Here is a 20040-nt window from a genome sequence, read left to right as displayed (position 1 = left end):
TGTTATTTACGGATGAAATCGAGAGTTTTCTTCACTATGCCTGCGGCATCGAGTCCGTAGTGATGGAATATTTCGGTGTTGGAACCGTGTACTACGTTCTCGTCGGGAATGCCGATGATGCGCACCGGAACAGGATTTTCTGATAATGTTTCGCAGACCATGGCACCCAATCCACCATATTGGCTGTGTTCTTCAACGGTGATGATGCGTCCAGTCTCTGCAGCTGCGCGTCGAATGGCAGCTTCGTCGAATGGTTTCAGCCATGAGCAATCGAGCACACGGGCGCTGATGCCCTGTGCTTTGAGTTGCAGTCCAGCCTGCCAGGCATGATAGACAGTTTCGCCAGTGGCTATGATGGTGAGATCGGAACCATCGAGTACGGTGATGGCTTTGCCCACTTCAAAATCGAAATTATCGTTGGCATAGACGTCGGGCACAGCCGCACGTCCCACCCGTACATAACACGGTTGTTGGAAATCGACCAGTGTGTTGACCAGTTTGCGAGTCACTCGCCAGTCGCTGGGCAGACAAATGGTCATGCCAGGGAATGTGCGCAACACGGCAATATCGTGGAGCGAATGGTGGGTAGCACCGAGTGCACCGTATGCCACGCCGCCGCTAACACCGAGAATGGTCACAGGATTCTCGCTATACGCCAAATCCACTTTCACCTGTTCGAGTGATCGTGCCACATAGAAGCATGCCGGTCCGCAGCAGAATACCTTCTTTCCACTGTGTGCAAGTCCAGCCGAAATACCCACGGCATCCTGTTCGGCGATGCCACATTCCACAAACTGTTGGGGCAATGCGGTAGCATAGTCGCCCAGTGTGACCGAACCACGTGCATCGGTGGTAACGGCTATAATATCTTTGTCCTTACGTGCCAGTTCGAGCAACGTATCGGTAAACATCTTTCTGCAAGCAATCATATCTGATGGTTTAATGCGTTAATTATATAGAAATCAACTCTTGAGGGCGTCTATACGCTGTTGTATTTCAGCCACAGCAGCCTCACACTGTTCGGCATTGAGCACGCCGTGGTGCCATTTGGCAATGCCCTCCATGAAGCTGACCCCCTTACCTTTCGTAGTGTCTGATACGAGGAGATGAGGCTTTCCGTTGTTATAGTCGATGTTGTCGAAGGTGCGTATGATGTCATCCATACTGTCACCGTTCATCAAAATGACGTCCCAACCGAAGGCAGTCCATCTGTCGTGGATATTGTCGATAGGCATTACATCCTCTGTGTTGCCACTGATCTGCAGGTGATTGCGGTCTATGATTGCCACGAGATTGTCGAGATGATAGCGATTGGCAGCCATTGCCGCCTCGTAGATAGACCCTTCGCCCTGTTCACCATCGCCCATCATGACATAGGTGCGCCATGGCTGTTGGTCCATTTTTGCAGCGATAGCCATGCCCACGCCGATGGACAGTCCATGGCCGAGTGCTCCTGAGTTGACCTCGATACCTGGTACTTCGATGGTGGGGTGACCACTGAGAATGGAACCGAATTGTCCTAAGGTGTCGAGAACTTCGGGTTTCAGATAGCCTTTAGCCTCCAGCGTGACATAAAGTGATTCCACGCAATGCCCCTTGCTGAGTATGAATCTGTCGCGTAGGGGTGCTTTCGGATCTTTTGGATTGAGTCCGTTCATGACATGGAAATAGAGTGCCGTCATCACGTTGAGGCATGACAGGTCGCCTCCAATATGTCCCGCTTTGGCGGCATACACCACCTCGACGAGTCGTTTGCGGTTTTGCTCGGCGATGAGTTGCAGTTGTTTTGTATCCATAATATTGTCTTAGTAGTTGCTTTATATAATGATGCACGAAAGGACGAAATGTAATCACTTGAAGGGGGAAAAACGACAAAAACGATGTGTTAGGGGCATCTTCAAGCCTTATATGTAACATTTAGCGTGTTGCTTCAATGGTACTCTCGCTCGGAAATAAAAGAAAAATCGAATTTTTTCTTTGTATTTCTCTCGCTTATTCGTACCTTTGCAGTCTATATAAATAAGGTATAAGAAAACAGATAATATTATGGCAAAGAAAGCATTATTGATGATTCTCGACGGATGGGGAATCGGCAAACATGGTAAAGGTGACGTAATCTACAACACACCAACACCGTATCTTGACTATCTGACAGCCGTTTCGGCACACTCACAACTCGCTGCTTCAGGCGAAGATGTAGGTCTGCCCGACGGACAAATGGGTAACTCTGAGGTGGGACACCTCAATATCGGAGCAGGACGCGTGGTATATCAAGACCTCGTAAAGATTAACCGTGCATGCAAAGATGGCTCTATCATGGACAACGCACAGGTAAAGGCAGCTTATACCTATGCCAAGGAAAACGGTAAAAAGCTCCACCTCATGGGATTGACATCAAATGGCGGCGTACACTCAAGCCTCGATCATTTGTTTAAACTCATCGAAGTGGGAAAAGCATACGGACTGAAGAATCAGACCTTCATCCACTGCTTTATGGATGGTCGCGATACCGACCCGAAGAGCGGTAAGGGATTCATTGAGCAGCTCACCAAGGTGTGTGCAGACAATGATGCTGCCATTGCCGACATCGTGGGACGCTTCTATGCCATGGACCGTGACAAGCGTTGGGAACGTGTGAAAGAGGCTTACGACCTGATTGTGAAGGGCGAAGGCAAACAGTCGGCTGACATGGTGGCTGCCATGCAGGAGTCATACGATGAGGGCGTGACCGACGAATTTATCAAACCTATCCACAACAGTAGCGTCAACGGTGTGATTGAAGAGGGCGATGTGGTTATCTTCATCAACTTCCGCAACGACCGCGCTAAGGAACTTACCGTTGTGCTCACCCAGCAGGATATGCCCGAACAGGGTATGCAGACCGTGAAGAATCTGCAATACTACTGCATGACTCCATACGATGCATCGTTCCAGGGTGTACACATCCTCTTCCCTAAAGAGAATGTGGAAGATACACTCGGCGAATATCTCTCTCGCCAAGGTAAGAAACAGTTGCACACTGCAGAGACAGAGAAGTATGCACACGTGACATTCTTCTTTAACGGCGGACGCGAGCAACCTTACGAAGGTGAGGACCGCATACTCGTGCCATCTCCTAAAGTGGCTACTTACGACCTCAAGCCAGAGATGAGTGCCTACGAGGTGAAGGATAAATTGGTGGCAGCCATCAATGAAAACAAGTATGATTTCATCGTGGTAAACTTCGCCAATGGCGACATGGTGGGTCATACCGGTGTTTACAACGCTATCGCTAAGGCGGTATGGGCTGTTGACCACTGCGTGAAAGACGTGATTGAGGCTGCTAAAGCCAACGACTACGAGGCTATCATTATTGCCGACCATGGTAATGCTGACAATGCTATCAACCCCGATGGCACACCAAACACAGCACACTCACTCAATCCCGTTCCATTCATCTATGTGACCAACAACAACAGCGCTACCGTGAAAGACGGTCGTCTGGCTGACGTTGCTCCATCTATCCTCCACATTATGGGACTGGAGAAGCCTGCCGATATGACGGGTGAAAACCTGATAGAAGACTAATCTATATCAAGTATAAAACATTCCGAAGAGTGCAAAGCCCTATGGGTTTTGTGCTCTTTGCCTTTTATAGATGATCCATTTGAAAGCCACATCGCTCTGCAAAGTAAATTGATTTGCTGAGGAAAACAAATTGATTTGCTGAGCAATTCAAATTGATTTGCTGAGCAAAGTAAATTGATTTGCTGATCTGTATGACGTTTTTGATGTTGTAAAATGCAGTAGGAGAGTGATTTATATCATATCTTCAGACCATGAAAAATCGCTGTCTTTTCATGCTGCGAAATAAAAGCTTGTATATTAGCGAATTTTCAGCAACAGAAAAGTTGCTGATTGAAGCCCATCAACACCACGCACTGACGACCGTCACGGCGGTTGCGAGCATCGGAAAAGCGAGGCTGGCAGACTAAGAAACAAAGATGCTGATTTGGCATTATGAAATATTTTGCGTAACTTCGCAGCCAGAAATATACACCCTGACCGATGGGCTGAACAGGGACTGAAACGATAGGATGACATCTTGTCAGCACCACGATTCAACCGCACGACCTATCGGGCATAAATGCAGAACAAGCAATGAACGTAGAGATAGAACCATCATGGGCGCAACGGTTGAAGCCGGAATTTGACAAACCCTATTTTCAACAACTCACCCAAACGGTGCGCATGGAGTACAGCCAGTATTCATGTTTTCCACCAGGACGACTGATATTCAATGCCTTCAACCTTTGTCCGTTCGACAAAGTGAAGGTGGTCATTCTCGGCCAGGATCCGTATCACGAGCCAGGACAGGCTCATGGACTGAGCTTCTCGGTGCTCGACGGTGTGCGTTTCCCTCCCTCATTGCAGAATATCTTTAAGGAGATTCACGATGATTTGGGTACGGATATGCCTTTTTCGGGCGATTTGACGCGATGGGCACAACAGGGTGTGTTGCTGCTCAATGCCACACTTACCGTGCGTGCGCACCAAGCCAACAGCCATGCTGCCTTTGGTTGGCAACAGTTTACCGACGCTGCCATCCGTGCACTGGCTACCGAACGCGAGGGCGTGGTCTATATGTTGTGGGGCGGATTTGCACGCGGCAAGGCTTATATGATAGATAAGCAGCGCAATCTTGTATTGGAGTCTGTCCATCCTTCTCCACTTAGCGCCAACCGCGGCGGATGGTTCGGACAACATCAGTTCTCGCGTTGCAATGCCTATCTGACCGAACATGGACAGCAACCTATCGTATGGTAAACCCGAAAATAGATAAATGATGAAGATACCACCTATTATAGATATTGACGGCATACTGGTGTCGTCGGACATACTGACAGAGTGTTTTTGTTGCGACCTCGATGCCTGTAAGGGTATCTGTTGCGTGGAAGGTGATGCCGGTGCACCGGTCACTACCGATGAAGTGATGGCTATTGAGGACAGTCTCGATACCGTTTGGGAAGACCTTTCGGCATCGGCACAAGCCGTAATTGACCGTCAGGGGGTGGCTTACAGCGATCCCGATGGCGACTTGGTGACGAGTATCGTTGGTGGAAAAGACTGCGTGTTTACTTGTTACGACAACGGATGTTGCCTCTGTGCACTGGAACGTGCCTATCGCAATGGTAAGGCGAAATTCTGTAAACCCATCAGTTGTGCACTCTATCCCATTCGCGAGAAACGATTCTCCAGTGGGCTCGTAGGACTGAACTACAACCGCTGGGCAGTGTGTAAAGATGCGGTGAAGAAAGGAAACGAGTTGCAACTTCCTGTCTATCGTTTCCTCGAAGGCCCGTTGACACGTCGCTTTGGCGAAGCGTGGTATAAAGAACTCTGTGAAGTGGCACAGCAGTTGTTGGCTGCCGAATAGCATTCAGGTAGCCCATGCCACTTGTTGAAGGGAACAGGTCGCTATGAACGGCGGTATTCCGAGGGACTCATACCGACGTGCTCCTTGAAGAACTTTCCGAGAAACGACTGATTGGGAAAGTTCAATGCTTCAGCAATCTCCTTGATATTCATATTCGTATTCTTCAGCAACACGCGCAATTCGCGGGTCACATAACTGTTGATCCACTCGTAAGGCGTACGCTTGCTCACCTTTTTGATGGCTTCCGACAGATATTTCGGCGTGATGCAGAGTTGCTCTGCATACCAGCTGACACGGCGTTCGCTGCGGAAATTGGCTTCGAGCAAATGGATAAACTGTGTGAAGAGTTGGCTGCCGCGCAGCACACGGTGCTCGGTTGGCTTGCGCGTGTGATAGACCAAGTCGCTCAAATCGTAGAACATGGCAAGCAGAAGGGTGGATACTAACTTCTTGCGGTAATGGTGGCCCTTGTTCTCCAACTTGCCCTTGATGAAGTTGTAGTAGTTGCTGAAGGTGGTCATCTCCGATTCAGTCAGGCTCACCACATGGTTGTTGAGCGAGAAAAGCAGCAACGACGACATGTCGGTGATGTCTTTCATAAACTCATAGTAGAAATCCTTGGACAGCATGATACACTGCGCTTTGAGGTCTGCCGATGGCACAAAGCGCTCGACAATATGTCGGTCGGAAATCATGATGAGGTCGCCAGGATTGACAGTGACCTCTTGGGTGTCGATAGAACATACGGCATGACCCTCCTGACAAAGGGCTATCAGGATGAAGTTCATGCGCTTAGCCTCTTTCGGAATAGGCGCTTCGGCAATCTCTTCGCTCAACACAATGTCGTCGTCGAAGAAATGTATGTTTTGCCAATGCTTGGTATTCTGCAAGTTGGTTTCTACTATTTTTCGCTTTTCCATGTTGTTACTGTTTTTGTTTCACCGACTTTCAGTGTCAGTACGGCTTGGTCTTGACCGCAAACCAATGTTACTTTGCCTGATGCTTTGGCGGTGACAGTCACCTTGGTGGGATGCCCTTCCTGCCAGGTCATTGTCACAACGTAGCCTCCGCGAGCGCAGAGTCCACTTACGCTGCCGTTGCTCCAAGCGGAAGGTAAGGCAGGTAGCAACTCGATGGTTGCCTTGCCGCCCTCATAACTGCTTTGCACCAGCATCTCGGCAACACCGGCTGTTCCACCGAAGTTACCGTCAATCTGGAACGGGGGATGGGCATCGAACAGGTTGGGGTAGGTGCCGCCAGCATGGGGCAACGTAGAGTTGCGGTCTTCTTCAGAGCGCACAGGAGTGAGCAGCTTGCGATAGATGCGGTAAGCGCGCTCGCCATCGTGGAGACGTGCCCATAGGTTGATGCGCCAACCGGTGCTCCAACCTGTGGTTTCATCACCCTTCTGGATGAGCGTTTGGCGGCATGCTTCCTGCAAACGGGCATCTTGCAGATGGTGGCCGGGATAGAGGCCGATGAGATGTGACTGGTGGCGATGTTTCGGATCCTTATCGCGCCAGTCGTAATACCACTCGTTGAGATCGCCATCCTTACCGATAGTATAGGGGCGCAACTGGTTCAGGCGGCGCTGCATGGCCGACAGTTGCGATGATTTGGCACCAATGGTGCGAAGTGCCTCCATGAGGTTTACTTTCAGTTCGCGTATGATGGCGAGGTCGGCTGTGCCGCCGTAGCAGGTCACACCCATGTAGCCTTGGTCGGTGATATATTCGTTTTCGGGAGAAGTAGAAGGCGCTGTGATGAGTTGGTGCTTACCGGATTGCTTGGGATCTTCTATCAGCCAGGCATCGCAGAAATCGTGGGCACCCTCCATCAGTGGCAGGGCAATCTGGCGCAGATAGTTGCGGTCGCGAGTGAAGAGGTAACGCTCCCACAGGGTGTTGACAAGCCATGCACCACCCATGTTCCAACAGCTCCACATCGGACTCTCGCGGTTTTCTCCAACAGGATTGGTCATTGCCCATAAATCACTATTATGGCAGGCACACCAACCACGGTCTATGCCATAGAAATGGTGGGCGGTATGCTTGCCGTTTTCTGCCAGTGCTTGTATGAAAGCATCAAGCGGTTGCGCCATTTCTGCTAAGTTGGTGGTGAAGGCGGGCCAGTAGTTTTCCTCCAAATTGATGTTCATGGTGTAGTTGCTGCGCCATGGCGACCACAAATGTGGCGTCCACAGGCCTTGCAGATTGGCAGGTATGCCGGGCGTGCGCGAACTGCTGATGAGCAGATAGCGGCCATATTGGAAGTAAAGCGTTTCGAGATAGGCATTGCCGCGAGGTGTAGGCAATGGTTTTCCATTGGCAGTTTTTCCATCGGCGGGAGGCAGTTGTGGCACTTGTGACCGCAACAGGCTATCGGTAGTGACGGTGGGTAGCTCGCCACCGAGGTTGAGTTTCACGCGGTTGTAGTATTGCTGATAGTCGCTGACATGGGCGCTGCGCACTTGTTCGTAGTTGGTGTTGGCAGTGTGCCAAGCATCGTCGGCAGCATTTTCCAAATAGGGTGCTCCGGCTGTGACGGGGTGGTTGCGGGGACCGTTGTAGCTTGTGGCATTGACAAAATAGATGGTTGCTTCGCTGCCGTGACGCAGTGTCAGACCCTCACTGTCAGCTGTGACGGTGCCATCGGTCTCGCAGAGGCGCACAATGGTGCAAAAGTGGACACTCTCTTTTGCATCGCCAGTGGCATGACCAGTCATGGTGAGCTGTCCGCCCTGACTGGCTTTCACCTCATGAGGCAGTTGCGAACCGAGGGCAATACGGAAGTTGAGCGCTCCTTTCTCGCTGGCTGTCAGTCGGATGGCAATAGTGCGGTCGGGATTTGATGCGATATATTCGCGCGTAAAGGTCACGCCGTTACGGTCGAAACGGTCGGAGGCAACGGCTCGGTCGATATCGAGTGTGCGCTGATAACGCTTCACTTTGCCTTCGTTCCAATCGTAGAGATGAACCGTGGCAAGCGGCTGGTAGTGGGCTGAGTTATGGCCTTCCACATGCAACTGTAGGCTGTCGGCACGCTGATAATCCTCGGCAAAGAGGGCTTTGCGTATTTCGGGAATCCACTTGGAGGCACCTGCTCCTTCGTTGTGATCTACAGGACTGCCGGTCCAAAGCGTGATATCGTTGAGATAGAGAAGGCAGTCGTCGGTGCCGCCATATACTAATGCACCCATTTTACCATTACCGATAGGCAGCGATTCTTCGAAGAATTGTGCTGGACGGTTGTAGGTGAGGCGCATCGGGAGTTGTTGGGCTGAAGTGCTGATGGCTGTGAACAGCGACAGGAGCAATAGGATTTTTTTCATATTTACAGTCTTATTCAGGCGTAATTTTGATGTTGGTATAAGTTGTTATGTTAGTCTTTGACACATCTGTAATCTGTGTGATAGACCTCCAAAATGATAGACACGAGGGCGGACACCATTGCTGGTTCCGCCCTCGTGTTGATATGGTAGTTGGCCTTTATGCATCAATATTGGCATAGGTGGCGTTCTTCTCGATGAATTCGCGACGTGGTTCTACGTCGTCGCCCATAAGCATGGAGAAGATTTCGTCTGCCTCGGCGGCATTCTCGACAGTAACCTGTTTGAGCAAACGGTTGGCAGGATTCATTGTCGTCTCCCACAGTTGCTCGGCATTCATCTCACCAAGACCTTTGTAACGCTGTGTGTGCAGACTCTTATCGTCATCGCGACCATCCACGTATTTGTCGATGAAAGCCTGGCGCTGTTGGTCGGTATAGCAGTATTCTGATATCTTCTTGTAGGTGCACTTGTATAGTGGTGGAGTGGCAATATACAGGTGACCGCCCTGAATAACCTGGGGCATGAAACGATAGAACAATGTCATGATGAGGGTGTCGATGTGTGAACCATCGACGTCGGCATCGGTCATGATGATGATCTTGTCGTAGCGCAGCTTGTCGATATTGGCTTCACGGTCGCCTTCGCCTTCAACGCCAAAGCGTACACCGATACTCTGGATGATGTTCATCACTGATTCGGCTTCGAATACGCGATGCCACTGAACCTTCTCAACATTAAGGATCTTACCACGCAAAGGTAGGATGGCTTGGAAGTGACGGTCGCGACCTTGCTTGGCAGAACCACCGGCTGAGTCACCCTCGACAAGGAAGATTTCACACTCCTTCGGGTCTTTATTGGAACAGTCGGCAAGTTTGCCGGGGAGTCCACCACCCGTCATGGGGTTCTTGCGCTGTACACTTTCGCGGGCTTTGCGGGCTGCAATACGTGCTGTGGCAGCCAGAACAACCTTGTCGCAGATGAGCTTTGCCTCCTTGGGATGCTCCTCCAGATAGTTGCTCAATGCTTCGCCAACTGCCTGCTGAACGGCACCTGCTACTTCAGAGTTGCCCAACTTGGTCTTGGTCTGACCTTCAAACTGTGGTTCGGCTACCTTGATAGAGATAACAGCGGTAAGACCTTCGCGGAAATCCTCACCTGCAATTTCTATCTTTGCCTTCTCGATTTGCTTGGAAATCTGCGGATCGGCATCGGCATAAGCCTTCAGCGTGCGGGTCAATGCCATACGGAAACCTGTCAGGTGGGTACCACCTTCGATGGTATTGATATTGTTGACGTAGGAGTGAATGTTTTCGGTATAGTCGGTATTGTACATCACGGCAACCTCAATGGGGACTCCTTGCTTTTCGGTCTTCAGATAGATTACATCGTCGAAAAGGTGGGTGCGATGGCGATCAACGTAGCGCACAAACTCTTTCAAACCGTCTTTGGCATGGAATACTTCTTCCTTAGTCTTGCCTTCTTCGTCGGGACGCATGTCGCGCAGCGTGATGGTGATACCGGCATTCAGATAAGCCAACTCGCGCATACGCTTGGCGATGATGTCATACTTGTAGATGGTGGTGGTAAAGATATTGGGATCGGGCCAGAACTGCTGGCGAGTTCCGGTCTTATCGGTGTCGCCCACAATCTTAACGTCGTAAAGGGGCTTGCCCTTCTCGTATTCCTGCTGGTAGATATGACCATTGCGGAACACCTGTGACATCATGTGGGTAGAAAGTGCATTCACACAACTTACACCTACACCATGCAGACCACCGCTGACTTTATAACTTCCCTTGTCGAACTTACCACCGGCGTGGAGCACGGTCATAACAACCTCAAGGGCCGATTTGTGCATTTTTTTGTGCTGGTCAACGGGGATACCACGACCGTTATCCTGCACGGTTATAGATTCATCTTCGTTGATCGTTACTTCAATATGTGTGCAATAGCCTGCCATCGCTTCGTCGATGGAGTTGTCAACGGTCTCGTTCACCAAATGGTGCAAACCCTTTTCACTGATATCGCCGATGTACATCGCTGGGCGTTTGCGCACGGCTTCAAGTCCCTCGAGCACTTGAATATTGCTCGCGGAATAGTTGCTTTCTTTCGTAATGTCTTCTGCCATTGTTATTTTAGAGCTATTATAGGTTGCAAAGATACAAAAAATCTGCGACTTATCAGAATCTTTTGCGCACAAAAATAACAAAGACCACATCCTTTTTGCAGAATGTGGTCTTTGGGAGAATATTCTTGGATTGTTTTTATCCGAGTTTGTTGATGTACTTGGTGAGGCTTGACTTCAAGTTAGCTGCCTTGTTCTTATGGATGATGTTGCGCTTTGCGAGCTTGTCCAGCATCTTCTGTACGCAAGGATACAGCTTGGTAGCTTCGTCCTTGTCGGTCATGGCACGCAGTTTGCGAACAGCGTTGCGCATGGTCTTTGCATAGTAGTGATTGTGCAGGGCTTTAACTTTGTCCTGACGGATTCTCTTAAGAGATGACTTGTGGTTTGCCATTGTTGTTGAATTGTTTAAAATTGATAATGTTGATTTAAAGCTTCTGGGTCTTGCGTTAAAATAACTGCCCTGGGCGGTCTCTATTAAGGATGTACCTAAAATAAAAACCTCCGTCACCTTTTCCCGATTATTATCAGTAGCGCATCGCTGCGCAGATGGCGGACTTAAATGTTGTAGTCCCTAGGAGAGTCGAACTCCTCTTTAGAGAATGAAAATCTCTCGTCCTAACCGATAGACGAAGGGACCATGCGTTTTCTTAGCGGGTGCAAAGGTACGGCATTTTTTTTATTCTGCAAAACTTTCTCGCAAAAAAATGCATTTTATTCGTGTTTTTTTTGTAATTTCGCCCTCATGATAGCAAAAACAGACGCAATAGTGCTGCATACCATTAAATATGGTGATAAGAAAATTATAGTCGATATGTTTACCAAAGAAATGGGTAGAATGGCGTTTGCCGTGACTGTAAGCAGCAAGAATACGGGAAAGATGAAGAAGCAGTATTTCCAACCGATGACTATGTTGGAACTGACTTGTGACCTCAGGTCTGGACAGCAGTTGCAACGACTGAAAGACGTGAGGTTGACGGCTCCGGCATCTTCCATTTGCCTCTGTGCTGATAAGTTAGCTATTGCGCTCTTTGTTGCTGAGTTCCTGTATTACAGTCTCCGATCGGAGCAACGCAATGTGACGCTCTATGATTATATTTGTGACTCATTGCAGTGGTTGGATGCTGCAAATGACGGTTATGCCAACTTCCATCTGACGTTTCTCATGCGCATTTCAAGATTTCTGGGTTTCTTTCCTAATCTTGAAGATTATCATGAAGGATGTGTGTTTGATATGAGAAACAGTTGTTTCTCTATGACGGTTCCTATGCATCACGACTTTATTGCGGCTGACGATGCGGCATTGTTGCAACAGTTGATGCGGATGAATTTTGCCACCATGCGGCTTTTCCGTATGTCGAGACATGAACGAAATCGTATTGCGGAAGTGCTCGTGGAATATTACAGAATACATATTCCGGGATTCCCTATGCTTAAGAGTCTTGAGGTGTTGCAACAATTGTTCGACTGATTGCTGGTGTGTGTCATGGGTTTAAACGAACTCTGACTGGTGTTGGATAGATGTTCGATGGGTGTTGATAGACGTTGTTGAAAATGTATCGAACATCTGTGTAAGGACTTGTCAATTAAAAGATTAAGCAAGGAAGATGTTTGGTGCTGACAAAATGAATGAGTTACGCGTGTGCGTATATGTACGTGTGTGCGCGCGTATATCATTAATGTGATGGTTATGGGATTTCGATAGCTTGGTTATTATACAATCGGCGGACACCCTTATCAACAAGGTGTCCGCCGATGGTTGTATATGATATGTGGTGTTATGCAAACACGATAGTTCCCTGTATGTCTTCCTTCGGAGTTTCATCTACAGTAGTGGGATGTCCGTTTGCCTGGTTGTGGATGTTTTCCAGTATCTCGCGTGTGCGCTTGTAGGTGGGACTTTGTTCTACTGCAGAGATGACATTCTCGTTGTCGAGGTCTTCGGCATTAAAGCGATAGATATGCGGGCGACGACGGTAGCGTGTCTTGTTGGGGGTGTCGTGATAGTATCGGTCTCGGCGATCTTCCCTCTTGGCTTGTGCTTCGATGGCATCGGCATCTTCTTGGGCGAAGCGGTCTTTTATGTGGTCTTTCATGCCTTCCACATGTTCTACACCAAAACCAGTGGCAAGGATAGTGACCTTTACCTTCTTTTCCAATTCAGGATTGATGGCAAGTCCCCACTTGATTTCAAAGTCGCTAAACTTCTCCATGAACTCGTTGACATCGCCCATTTCATCCATCATCAGGCCGTTGCCATTTTTTCCACCTGCGAATGTGATGTTGAGAAGAATCTTCTTGGAGTTGAAAACATCTTTCTCGTTGAGCAAAGGTGAGTTGATTGCGGCTTCGATGGCTTTCTTTACACGACCTTCGCCCTCACCGTAACCTGTTGACATGATGGCCACACCACCGTCTTTTAATACGGTCTTCACATCGTTGAAGTCAAGGTTGATCAGTCCATGCTCGGTGATAATCTCAGAAATGGACTTTGCTGCTATTGACAATGTGTCGTCGGCTTTTCCGAAAGCGTCCTGTACGGACAGGTCGGGATATATCTCGCGAAGGCGGTCATTGTTGATGACAAGCAGGGCATCAACATGCTTGGCCATTTCTTCTACGCCGTCGAGGGCTTGGTCTATCTTTTGCGTGCCTTCCCAACGGAAGGGAATTGTAACGATACCTACAGTCAGAATGTCCATCTCTTTGGAGATGCGTGCAATGACAGGTGCGGCACCTGTACCTGTACCACCGCCCATTCCGGCAGTGATGAATGCCATGCGGGTACCATCGTTGAGCATTTCTCGAATGTCATCTGCGCTCTCTTCGGCAGCCTTTCGGGCTTTTGCGGGTTTGTTGCCGGCACCGAGTCCTTCTTTGCCCAACTGCAGATGGACAGGGACGGGAGAGTCGTTGAGGGCTTGGTTGTCGGTGTTGCAGAGCACGAAGGTTACATCGTGGATGCCTTTCCGATACATGTGGTTGACTGCGTTGCCGCCTCCGCCACCTACACCGATAACTTTGATGATGCTGTTGCTCTTGTCCGGATCGCCAAAATCCAATATATTGTTTGTATTATTTGTCTCGCTCATAATTCTTTGATTTTGTGGTTTAGTCTTCATCCTTGGTAAACTCCTGGCCGACTTTCTTCAGCCATCCCATCATCTTGCCGACAGGATTGTTCTTCTTGCGCTCTTCGGCTGCAGCACGGGCTTTTGCTACTTCTGCCTCGCGTTTTTTGTCTTCTTCCTGCTTCTTTCGCTTGGCTTCTTCTGCAAGGGCTCTTTCGTCTGCTGTGGGAACTACTCCAGGAGGAATCTCGCCGACTGTGCGTACTGGACGATGGATGCCTTGTGTGACAGTGGCGGTATGTTCGCCGGTGCTAAAGAGGTCGGTCTTGTTTGCGAGATCGCCACCGGCACAATTGATGTCTCCCTTTGCCAATATTCCAAGTACGGTATTCATTGTTCCGTCTTTGGCTGTTATCTCGGGCTGGTTGCCTGTGATGGTCATGTTGACGGTCTTAGCAATGCGAATCTTTTCGATATTGGTATAGGAACGGAATGCCTTTTCTATATTCTTCATCTTAGAACCGCCACCGGTGAGGATGATGCCACCCAGCAGTTTGTCGCAGTATTTGTCGGGTATCTGATACAATACATTGGCGATAATCTCTTCTATGCGACTTTCGACAATCTCGATAAACTTACTGCTTTCTACCTGACGGTCACTGTCGATGGGGTATTTCTTCTCATTGTCGATTTCATTGGGATCAGTAAAGGCTGAGGCATATTTCAGCTTCATTTCCTCTGCATCGTTTTCTTCTATTGACAGGGATGCGATGTCCTTGGTGACATTGTTGCCGCCCAATGGGATGACTGCCAGATGGCGCAGCACATTTTGCCAATAGACACTAACTGTGGTGGTGTCGGCTCCAAGATCTACCAGGACGCAACCTGAACGCTTTTCTGCTTCGGTCAGTACTGCATCGGCAAGTGCAAGAGGGGCAAGGAATAGTTCGGCAACATTAATCTTAGCGGTCTTGAAGCAGAGGTTGAGATTATTGTTGAGGGTCTTGCGCTGAAGGATGTTCAAAAAGTTTCCTTCAATATGACTACAGGGAATGCCTACAGGATCAAGTTGGTTTTGTGTATCAACCTTGTATTCTTGTACTGCAACGTCGATGGTTTCCAAATCGGGATATTCCATATTGCGGTTGGAATCCAAAAGGTCGTTGACCATTGATTCCGTCACAATAGTATCTGCAGGCAAATCTTTAGTGATAACGTTATGTACTGAACGGATAGACTGCCCACCTACGCCGACATATACGCATTTGATGCTTGTCTTGAGTTGGGTTTCGAGCTTTTTGACAATGCTGTTTAGGCTTTTGGCTGTCTTGTCGATATTGTTCACATAACCTTTTCTGATGAACGAAGAGGAATCTTCTTTCACCACGGCCAGCACTTGTGTGCTGCCATCCAGGTTCTTCTTTCCTGCGATACCAGTCATCTTGGATGATCCTAGTTCGATTGCGACGATAAAATCTTTTGGCATCTCTATATCTATATTTTACGGTTTGCTTGTTTTGTTCTTTTTGCAGATAATCTGGTTGTTGAATTCCAGATTGATGTAGGAGTATTTATTCCAGCCAGCGACATTCAGGCCGTAACGGTAGAATTTCTCCAGACGTGTAAGTTTCTGGGGAATGTCGGTGGGTGGTCCCAGATAGACTATATGGTTGCCTACACGAGGCACCATCTCTATTGTTCCGTCATGCAATACGTTGAGTTGTTCTATCTGGTTGTTCCAGAAACGGTCATGCAACAGGTTCTCTCCGATAGGTGCTAAATATCTCTTTGCGTAATTCCTGTTGAAGTGACCTGTGGCAATGACGAGGTCGCTGGTGTAGTGCGTGTTGGGCATTACGTTTCCCTTTTCGTCGAGGTAATAGTCATCGCCATTCTCTGCTTTGATGCGCATGACAGGAAGACGCTGGTTGAGTAGAATGATGACTTTACCGCCTTGCGTCTTATAGCATTGTGCTTCCTTGACAAAAGGATTGAGTAACAGCGACTCTTCGATAGCTCGCACGTTGACTTGCGACATGGGCTGCCCCTGTGGGTAGAGTTTATTGGCCTTCAGTTGCGATTCTATTTCTGACTCACCAAGGAATCCCTCCGCCATTCCGTCGGTGATGCGGATATCCACACGGGTGCATACTGCTTTCTGATCTTGCGGTTCATTGAAAACCGTGATGGCCAGAAACAGATAGACAGCCAGAGCGATATCTATCACAATAATGGCGGATTTCTTCCAGTTGATGTTCATTACTTGCTGTTGACGTTGTTTATTATTGTTGTTTCTCTTTCAGTATCTTGGTGATTTGTGGCACTTGATTGTCAAGGTCACCGGCACCAAGCACGATGAGTACATCAAACGAATGGTCCTTGATGTATTGGAGCACATCTGATTTGGCTATCATGTGCTTCTCTATTCCAGGACGCAGGTTGTCGTAGATGAGTTGTGAAGTCACACCTTCGATAGGTTGTTCACGTGCAGGATATATCTCGGTGAGAATGACTTCATCCAAAAGACTCAGCGCATTGGCGAAGTCCTTATAGAAATCTCTTGTGCGAGTGTAAAGGTGCGGCTGGAAGATTGCAGTAATCTTACGGTCGCTATAGAGTTCGCGAATGCTCTTGGCACTCTGATAAATCTCTTTAGGATGGTGGGCATAGTCGCTGAGGAATACTATCTTGTCGTTCTTCAACTTAAAGTCGAAACGACGTTCTACACCACCATAGGTCTGCATGCCGTAGCGCAGTTCTTCGGCTGTACAACCTGAGAGCTGTGCCATGGCCATGGCTGCCACACCATTTTCGATATTGATGGGCACGGGTTGTCCCAATTGTACATCCTTCACACATTCGATGGGTGATATGAAGTCGAAGGTGATTTCGCCGTTGGCGATACGAATATTTTCTGCATGGAAGTCACCTTCATGAAGGGAATAATCGTACCGGTTTACACCTTCTTGCAGGTTTTCCTTCATCTCAAGGTCGCGATGGATGATGAGATTGCCACCTGGCTGTATCAGTTCGGTATAATGGCGGAAACTCTCAAGATAGGCTTCCTTAGTGCCGTAGATATCCAAATGGTCAGGGTCGGTAGCGGTGATGACTGTCATCCATGGGCTAAGCCAATGGAACGAACGGTCGAACTCATCGGCTTCTATTACCACATAATCGGAATTGGAAAGAATGTAATTGGTGCCATAGTTCTTGGAGATACCACCCAAGAAGGCATTGCAGTCCAAATGGCTCTGATGCATGATATGTGCACACATGGTAGATGTGGTGGTCTTACCATGAGTACCTGCCACACAGAGGCCTTTGTGTTCACGAGTCAATGTACCGAGCACTTGTGCACGCTTTTCTACTTCAAAACCGTTTTGACGGAAATATTGCAGTTCCTGATGGTCGGAAGGTATGGCTGGTGTGTAGATTACTAGACATGTCTGTGGTTGCTTGCAGGCATGGGGAATCTCATCGATATTTTCTTCGTAATGAATGAGCATGCCTTCACGTTCCAATTGTAGAGTTAAGGCACTTGGGGTTTTGTCGTAGCCGGCAACAACCAATCCACGATGTATGAAATAACGGGCGATGGCGCTCATGCCTATGCCACCAGCTCCGATGAAATATACAGCTTTGATGTCTTTAATTTCCATTGTTTGCTAATCTTATCACTTCTTTGGCGATGATTTCTGCCGAATCGGGCAGTGCGAGTTTTAATATATTCTCTTTAAGCGATGTGAGCTTGGCATTGTTGCCTACTGTCTCGATGGCCAAAGGCAAGAGCTTGGTTGCTGCTTCGGCATCTTTTACATAGAGTGCCGCATCGGCATCTACCAGTGCCATGGCATTTTTAGTCTGGTGGTCTTCGGCTACATTCGGGCTGGGGACGAGAATGACGGGCTTGCCGATGAGGCAGAATTCAGAGATGCTGCTTGCTCCGGCACGGCTGATGACGAGGTCGGCTGCTTTGTAAGCTACTCCCATATCGCTGATGAAGTCGGTAACGATGAGATTGTCAGGCCTAACGTCATGAGCTAACTGATCCATAATGGCGGCATGATAGTATTTACCTGTTTGCCAGATAAACTGTACGTCGCTCTTGCGAATGAGGTCGAGATGCTGCATCACACTATCGTTGATGGTGCGTGCACCCAAGCTACCACCTACCAACAGAATAGTTTTACGGTTGGCATCCAAACCGAATGAACGTACGGCATCTTCGTGAGATGTCGTAGTGTCGAGTAGAGACTGGCGCACGGGATTGCCCGTCTTCACAATCTTGTCGGCTGGGAAGAAACGTTCCATGTGGTCATATGCTACACAAATTTTCTCGGCTTTCTTGGCGAGAAGTTTGTTGGTAACACCAGCATACGAGTTCTGTTCTTGAATAAGACAGGGAATGCCCATAGCAGCAGCCTTGTTGAGGGTAGGGCCACTGGCATATCCACCAACTCCTACAGCTACTTGCGGTTTGAAGTCGTTTATGATGTGCTTGGCCATGCGCTGGCTCTTCCATATTTTGTAGAGCACCTTGAAATTCTTTAGTAGATGCTTACGGTCAAAACCGCAGATGGGAAGACCCTTGATGTCGTAGCCTGCAGCAGGCACACGTTGCATCTCCATGCGTCCTAATGCTCCTACAAATAGAATTTTTGCATCTGGACGTAATGTCTTTAAAGCGTTAGCTATGGACACGGCAGGAAAAATGTGTCCTCCCGTTCCGCCGCCGCTGATAATAACTCTAAGCTCTTTACTCATACCTTATATATAGTATTTTGCAAAATTACAACTTTATTTCGTCATTGCCGAATTCTCGTTGCATTTTTTATCAACATTCTTGTCTTTCTTGATTTTAGCCGTACGGCTGACGCTGAGGATGACACCAATATAAGCGCAGTTGATGACCGTTGACGAACCACCTTTTGATACCAATGGTAACGGTTGGCCTGTGACAGGTCCCAGACCTACTGCCACAGCCATGTTGGCTATGGCTTGTACTACGAGCAATAAGGTGAGTCCCATGACGAGAAATGCAGGAAAATAGTTCTCACATCGGTTGGCAATGCGGATGCCACGATAAAGCAATACCGTATAGAGGAAAATGACGCCAATAGCTCCGAACAATCCCAATTCTTCGATAATGATGGCAAAGATGAAATCAGAATATGCCTGTGGTAGGTAGTCGCGCTCTACCGATTTTCCAGGTCCGATGCCGATGATATTGCTGGTGGCAATAGCTATGTTGGCGTGTGCTACCTGGGCATCCTTACCTTGTATATCGAAGTCTTTTGGGGCTACGTCTGGTTTATTGAAACTCAGAATACGTCCTTTCCAAGTATCAGCACGGTGGAGAATCTTGTCGGCAAAATTTTTCTTTCTCGGGGCTTCTACTTTTTCGGTCTTGGCCTTACTCTCCATGGCAGGTTCTTCCTGATGTCCCGCCACCATGACGAAAGTAAGAACAGCAACTCCCAGACTGGCGCATAAAGCAAAGAGACGGAACAGTTGTCTCCATGGTACTCGACCGATTATCATCATCAAAGCTACAACGAAAAAGAGCAACATGGCTGTTGAAAGGTTCTCAAGACCAATCAGAATACATATGCCAACGGTATAGAACATGATGTATTTGAAGGCTTTGAAATCGGCCCTGTCTTCTCGTTGCATGACTGCCAGTACTTGTGCAGTTGCAAGCACTACCGTTCCTTTTGCCAGTTCGGATGGCTGGAACGACAGTCCTATGATATTGAGACTTCGATTTGCTCCGTTGATGGTTTCTCCGCCAACTAATACAACAATCAGCAATAATGCGCTTAGGAATAATAGCGGTACTATCATCAGTTTGAAATAACGACAAGGTATAAGTGGCATGACGAGTGCAACAGCAAAGCCAGCGATGATGGTTCCTGCATGAAACACGATAGGGCCGATGTAGTTCTGACTTCTGTAGGTTTGTTGACTTGAAGCCGAGAAAACTTCGACGATACTGACCATGCAGAGGAAGAAGAAGACCATCCAGATGACCTTGTCGCCTTTGAAGATATTGCTGATCTTAAAGTTCATTGCTTTTGTTGTTGATATAGCTTCT

Annotated in this window: 16 protein-coding genes and 1 tRNA gene; 4 read left to right on the top strand and 13 right to left on the bottom strand. The window is 48.3% G+C overall.

Going from position 1 to position 20040, the window contains the following annotated elements; translation table 11 throughout:
• Nucleotides 1-2: 2 nt before the first annotated feature.
• Both CIK88_RS03950 and CIK88_RS03945 read right to left on the bottom strand, forming a co-directional pair.
• Complete coding sequence (locus CIK88_RS03950) at nucleotides 3-929, bottom strand: transketolase family protein (protein ID WP_094434667.1); 927 nt, start codon at nucleotides 927-929, stop codon at nucleotides 3-5.
• Between the two features lie 33 nt (nucleotides 930-962).
• A complete protein-coding gene (locus CIK88_RS03945) occupies nucleotides 963-1796 on the bottom strand; it encodes a transketolase (protein WP_094434665.1) in 834 nt (277 codons plus the stop codon).
• 250 nt (nucleotides 1797-2046) lie between these two features.
• Here CIK88_RS03945 and gpmI point away from each other — a divergent pair, with 250 nt between their 5' ends.
• From gpmI to CIK88_RS03930, 3 genes are all read left to right on the top strand, one after another.
• The gene (gpmI, locus tag CIK88_RS03940; RefSeq protein WP_094391729.1) at nucleotides 2047-3567 is read left to right on the top strand and encodes a 2,3-bisphosphoglycerate-independent phosphoglycerate mutase; all 1521 of its coding nucleotides are present in this window, start codon (nucleotides 2047-2049) and stop codon (nucleotides 3565-3567) included.
• A 573-nt stretch (nucleotides 3568-4140) separates the two neighbouring features.
• Nucleotides 4141-4806, top strand: coding sequence for a uracil-DNA glycosylase (locus tag CIK88_RS03935; RefSeq protein ID WP_094391730.1), 666 nt, complete (start codon nucleotides 4141-4143; stop codon nucleotides 4804-4806).
• A 16-nt stretch (nucleotides 4807-4822) separates the two neighbouring features.
• Nucleotides 4823-5416 carry a DUF3109 family protein gene (locus CIK88_RS03930; protein ID WP_094391731.1) on the top strand — a complete coding sequence of 198 codons (594 nt, stop codon included), beginning with the start codon at nucleotides 4823-4825 and terminating at the stop codon, nucleotides 5414-5416.
• Nucleotides 5417-5457: 41 nt separating this feature from the next.
• Here the strand turns inward: CIK88_RS03930 and CIK88_RS03925 are convergent, their stop codons facing one another.
• The 5 genes from CIK88_RS03925 to CIK88_RS12350 form a co-directional block, all read right to left on the bottom strand.
• A complete protein-coding gene (locus tag CIK88_RS03925; RefSeq protein WP_094434663.1) occupies nucleotides 5458-6336 on the bottom strand; it encodes a helix-turn-helix domain-containing protein in 879 nt (292 codons plus the stop codon).
• The gene (locus tag CIK88_RS03920; RefSeq protein WP_094434661.1) at nucleotides 6318-8747 is read right to left on the bottom strand and encodes a glycoside hydrolase N-terminal domain-containing protein; all 2430 of its coding nucleotides are present in this window, start codon (nucleotides 8745-8747) and stop codon (nucleotides 6318-6320) included. The genes CIK88_RS03925 and CIK88_RS03920 overlap by 19 nt, the downstream gene beginning before the upstream one ends.
• Nucleotides 8748-8904: 157 nt before the next feature.
• The gene (gyrB, locus tag CIK88_RS03915; RefSeq protein ID WP_094434659.1) at nucleotides 8905-10875 is read right to left on the bottom strand and encodes a DNA topoisomerase (ATP-hydrolyzing) subunit B; all 1971 of its coding nucleotides are present in this window, start codon (nucleotides 10873-10875) and stop codon (nucleotides 8905-8907) included.
• Between the two features lie 136 nt (nucleotides 10876-11011).
• Entirely contained in the window at nucleotides 11012-11266 is a 255-nt protein-coding gene (rpsT, locus tag CIK88_RS03910; protein ID WP_094434657.1) for a 30S ribosomal protein S20, read from the bottom strand.
• Between the two features lie 174 nt (nucleotides 11267-11440).
• Nucleotides 11441-11512, bottom strand: a tRNA-Glu gene (locus tag CIK88_RS12350).
• Nucleotides 11513-11617: 105 nt separating this feature from the next.
• Here CIK88_RS12350 and recO point away from each other — a divergent pair.
• Entirely contained in the window at nucleotides 11618-12343 is a 726-nt protein-coding gene (gene recO / locus CIK88_RS03905; RefSeq protein ID WP_094434655.1) for a DNA repair protein RecO, read from the top strand.
• A 307-nt stretch (nucleotides 12344-12650) separates the two neighbouring features.
• On the opposite strand, the gene ftsZ is transcribed toward recO, so the two are convergent.
• From ftsZ to CIK88_RS03875, 6 genes are read right to left on the bottom strand one after another with little or no spacing between them, the layout of a single operon-like run.
• Nucleotides 12651-13964 carry a cell division protein FtsZ gene (gene ftsZ, locus CIK88_RS03900; RefSeq protein WP_094435028.1) on the bottom strand — a complete coding sequence of 438 codons (1314 nt, stop codon included), beginning with the start codon at nucleotides 13962-13964 and terminating at the stop codon, nucleotides 12651-12653.
• A 19-nt stretch (nucleotides 13965-13983) separates the two neighbouring features.
• On the bottom strand, nucleotides 13984-15429 hold the full coding sequence (ftsA, locus tag CIK88_RS03895) for a cell division protein FtsA (protein ID WP_094434653.1): 1446 nt from the start codon (nucleotides 15427-15429) through the stop codon (nucleotides 13984-13986).
• A gap of 15 nt (nucleotides 15430-15444) precedes the next feature.
• The gene (locus tag CIK88_RS03890) at nucleotides 15445-16203 is read right to left on the bottom strand and encodes a cell division protein FtsQ/DivIB (protein WP_094391738.1); all 759 of its coding nucleotides are present in this window, start codon (nucleotides 16201-16203) and stop codon (nucleotides 15445-15447) included.
• Nucleotides 16204-16225: 22 nt separating this feature from the next.
• The gene (gene murC, locus CIK88_RS03885; protein WP_094391739.1) at nucleotides 16226-17605 is read right to left on the bottom strand and encodes a UDP-N-acetylmuramate--L-alanine ligase; all 1380 of its coding nucleotides are present in this window, start codon (nucleotides 17603-17605) and stop codon (nucleotides 16226-16228) included.
• Nucleotides 17595-18710 carry an undecaprenyldiphospho-muramoylpentapeptide beta-N-acetylglucosaminyltransferase gene (gene murG / locus CIK88_RS03880; RefSeq protein ID WP_094434651.1) on the bottom strand — a complete coding sequence of 372 codons (1116 nt, stop codon included), beginning with the start codon at nucleotides 18708-18710 and terminating at the stop codon, nucleotides 17595-17597. Before murG ends, murC begins: the two co-directional genes overlap by 11 nt.
• Nucleotides 18711-18743: 33 nt before the next feature.
• A complete protein-coding gene (locus CIK88_RS03875) occupies nucleotides 18744-20015 on the bottom strand; it encodes an FtsW/RodA/SpoVE family cell cycle protein (protein WP_094434649.1) in 1272 nt (423 codons plus the stop codon).
• Nucleotides 20016-20040 lie beyond the last annotated feature (25 nt).

It is taken from the genome of Prevotella sp. P5-50 (assembly GCF_002251295.1).
Lineage (GTDB): Bacteria > Bacteroidota > Bacteroidia > Bacteroidales > Bacteroidaceae > Prevotella.
The sequence above is the reverse complement of the archived record's forward strand: the minus strand, read 5'-3'. Positions and strand labels throughout refer to the sequence as shown.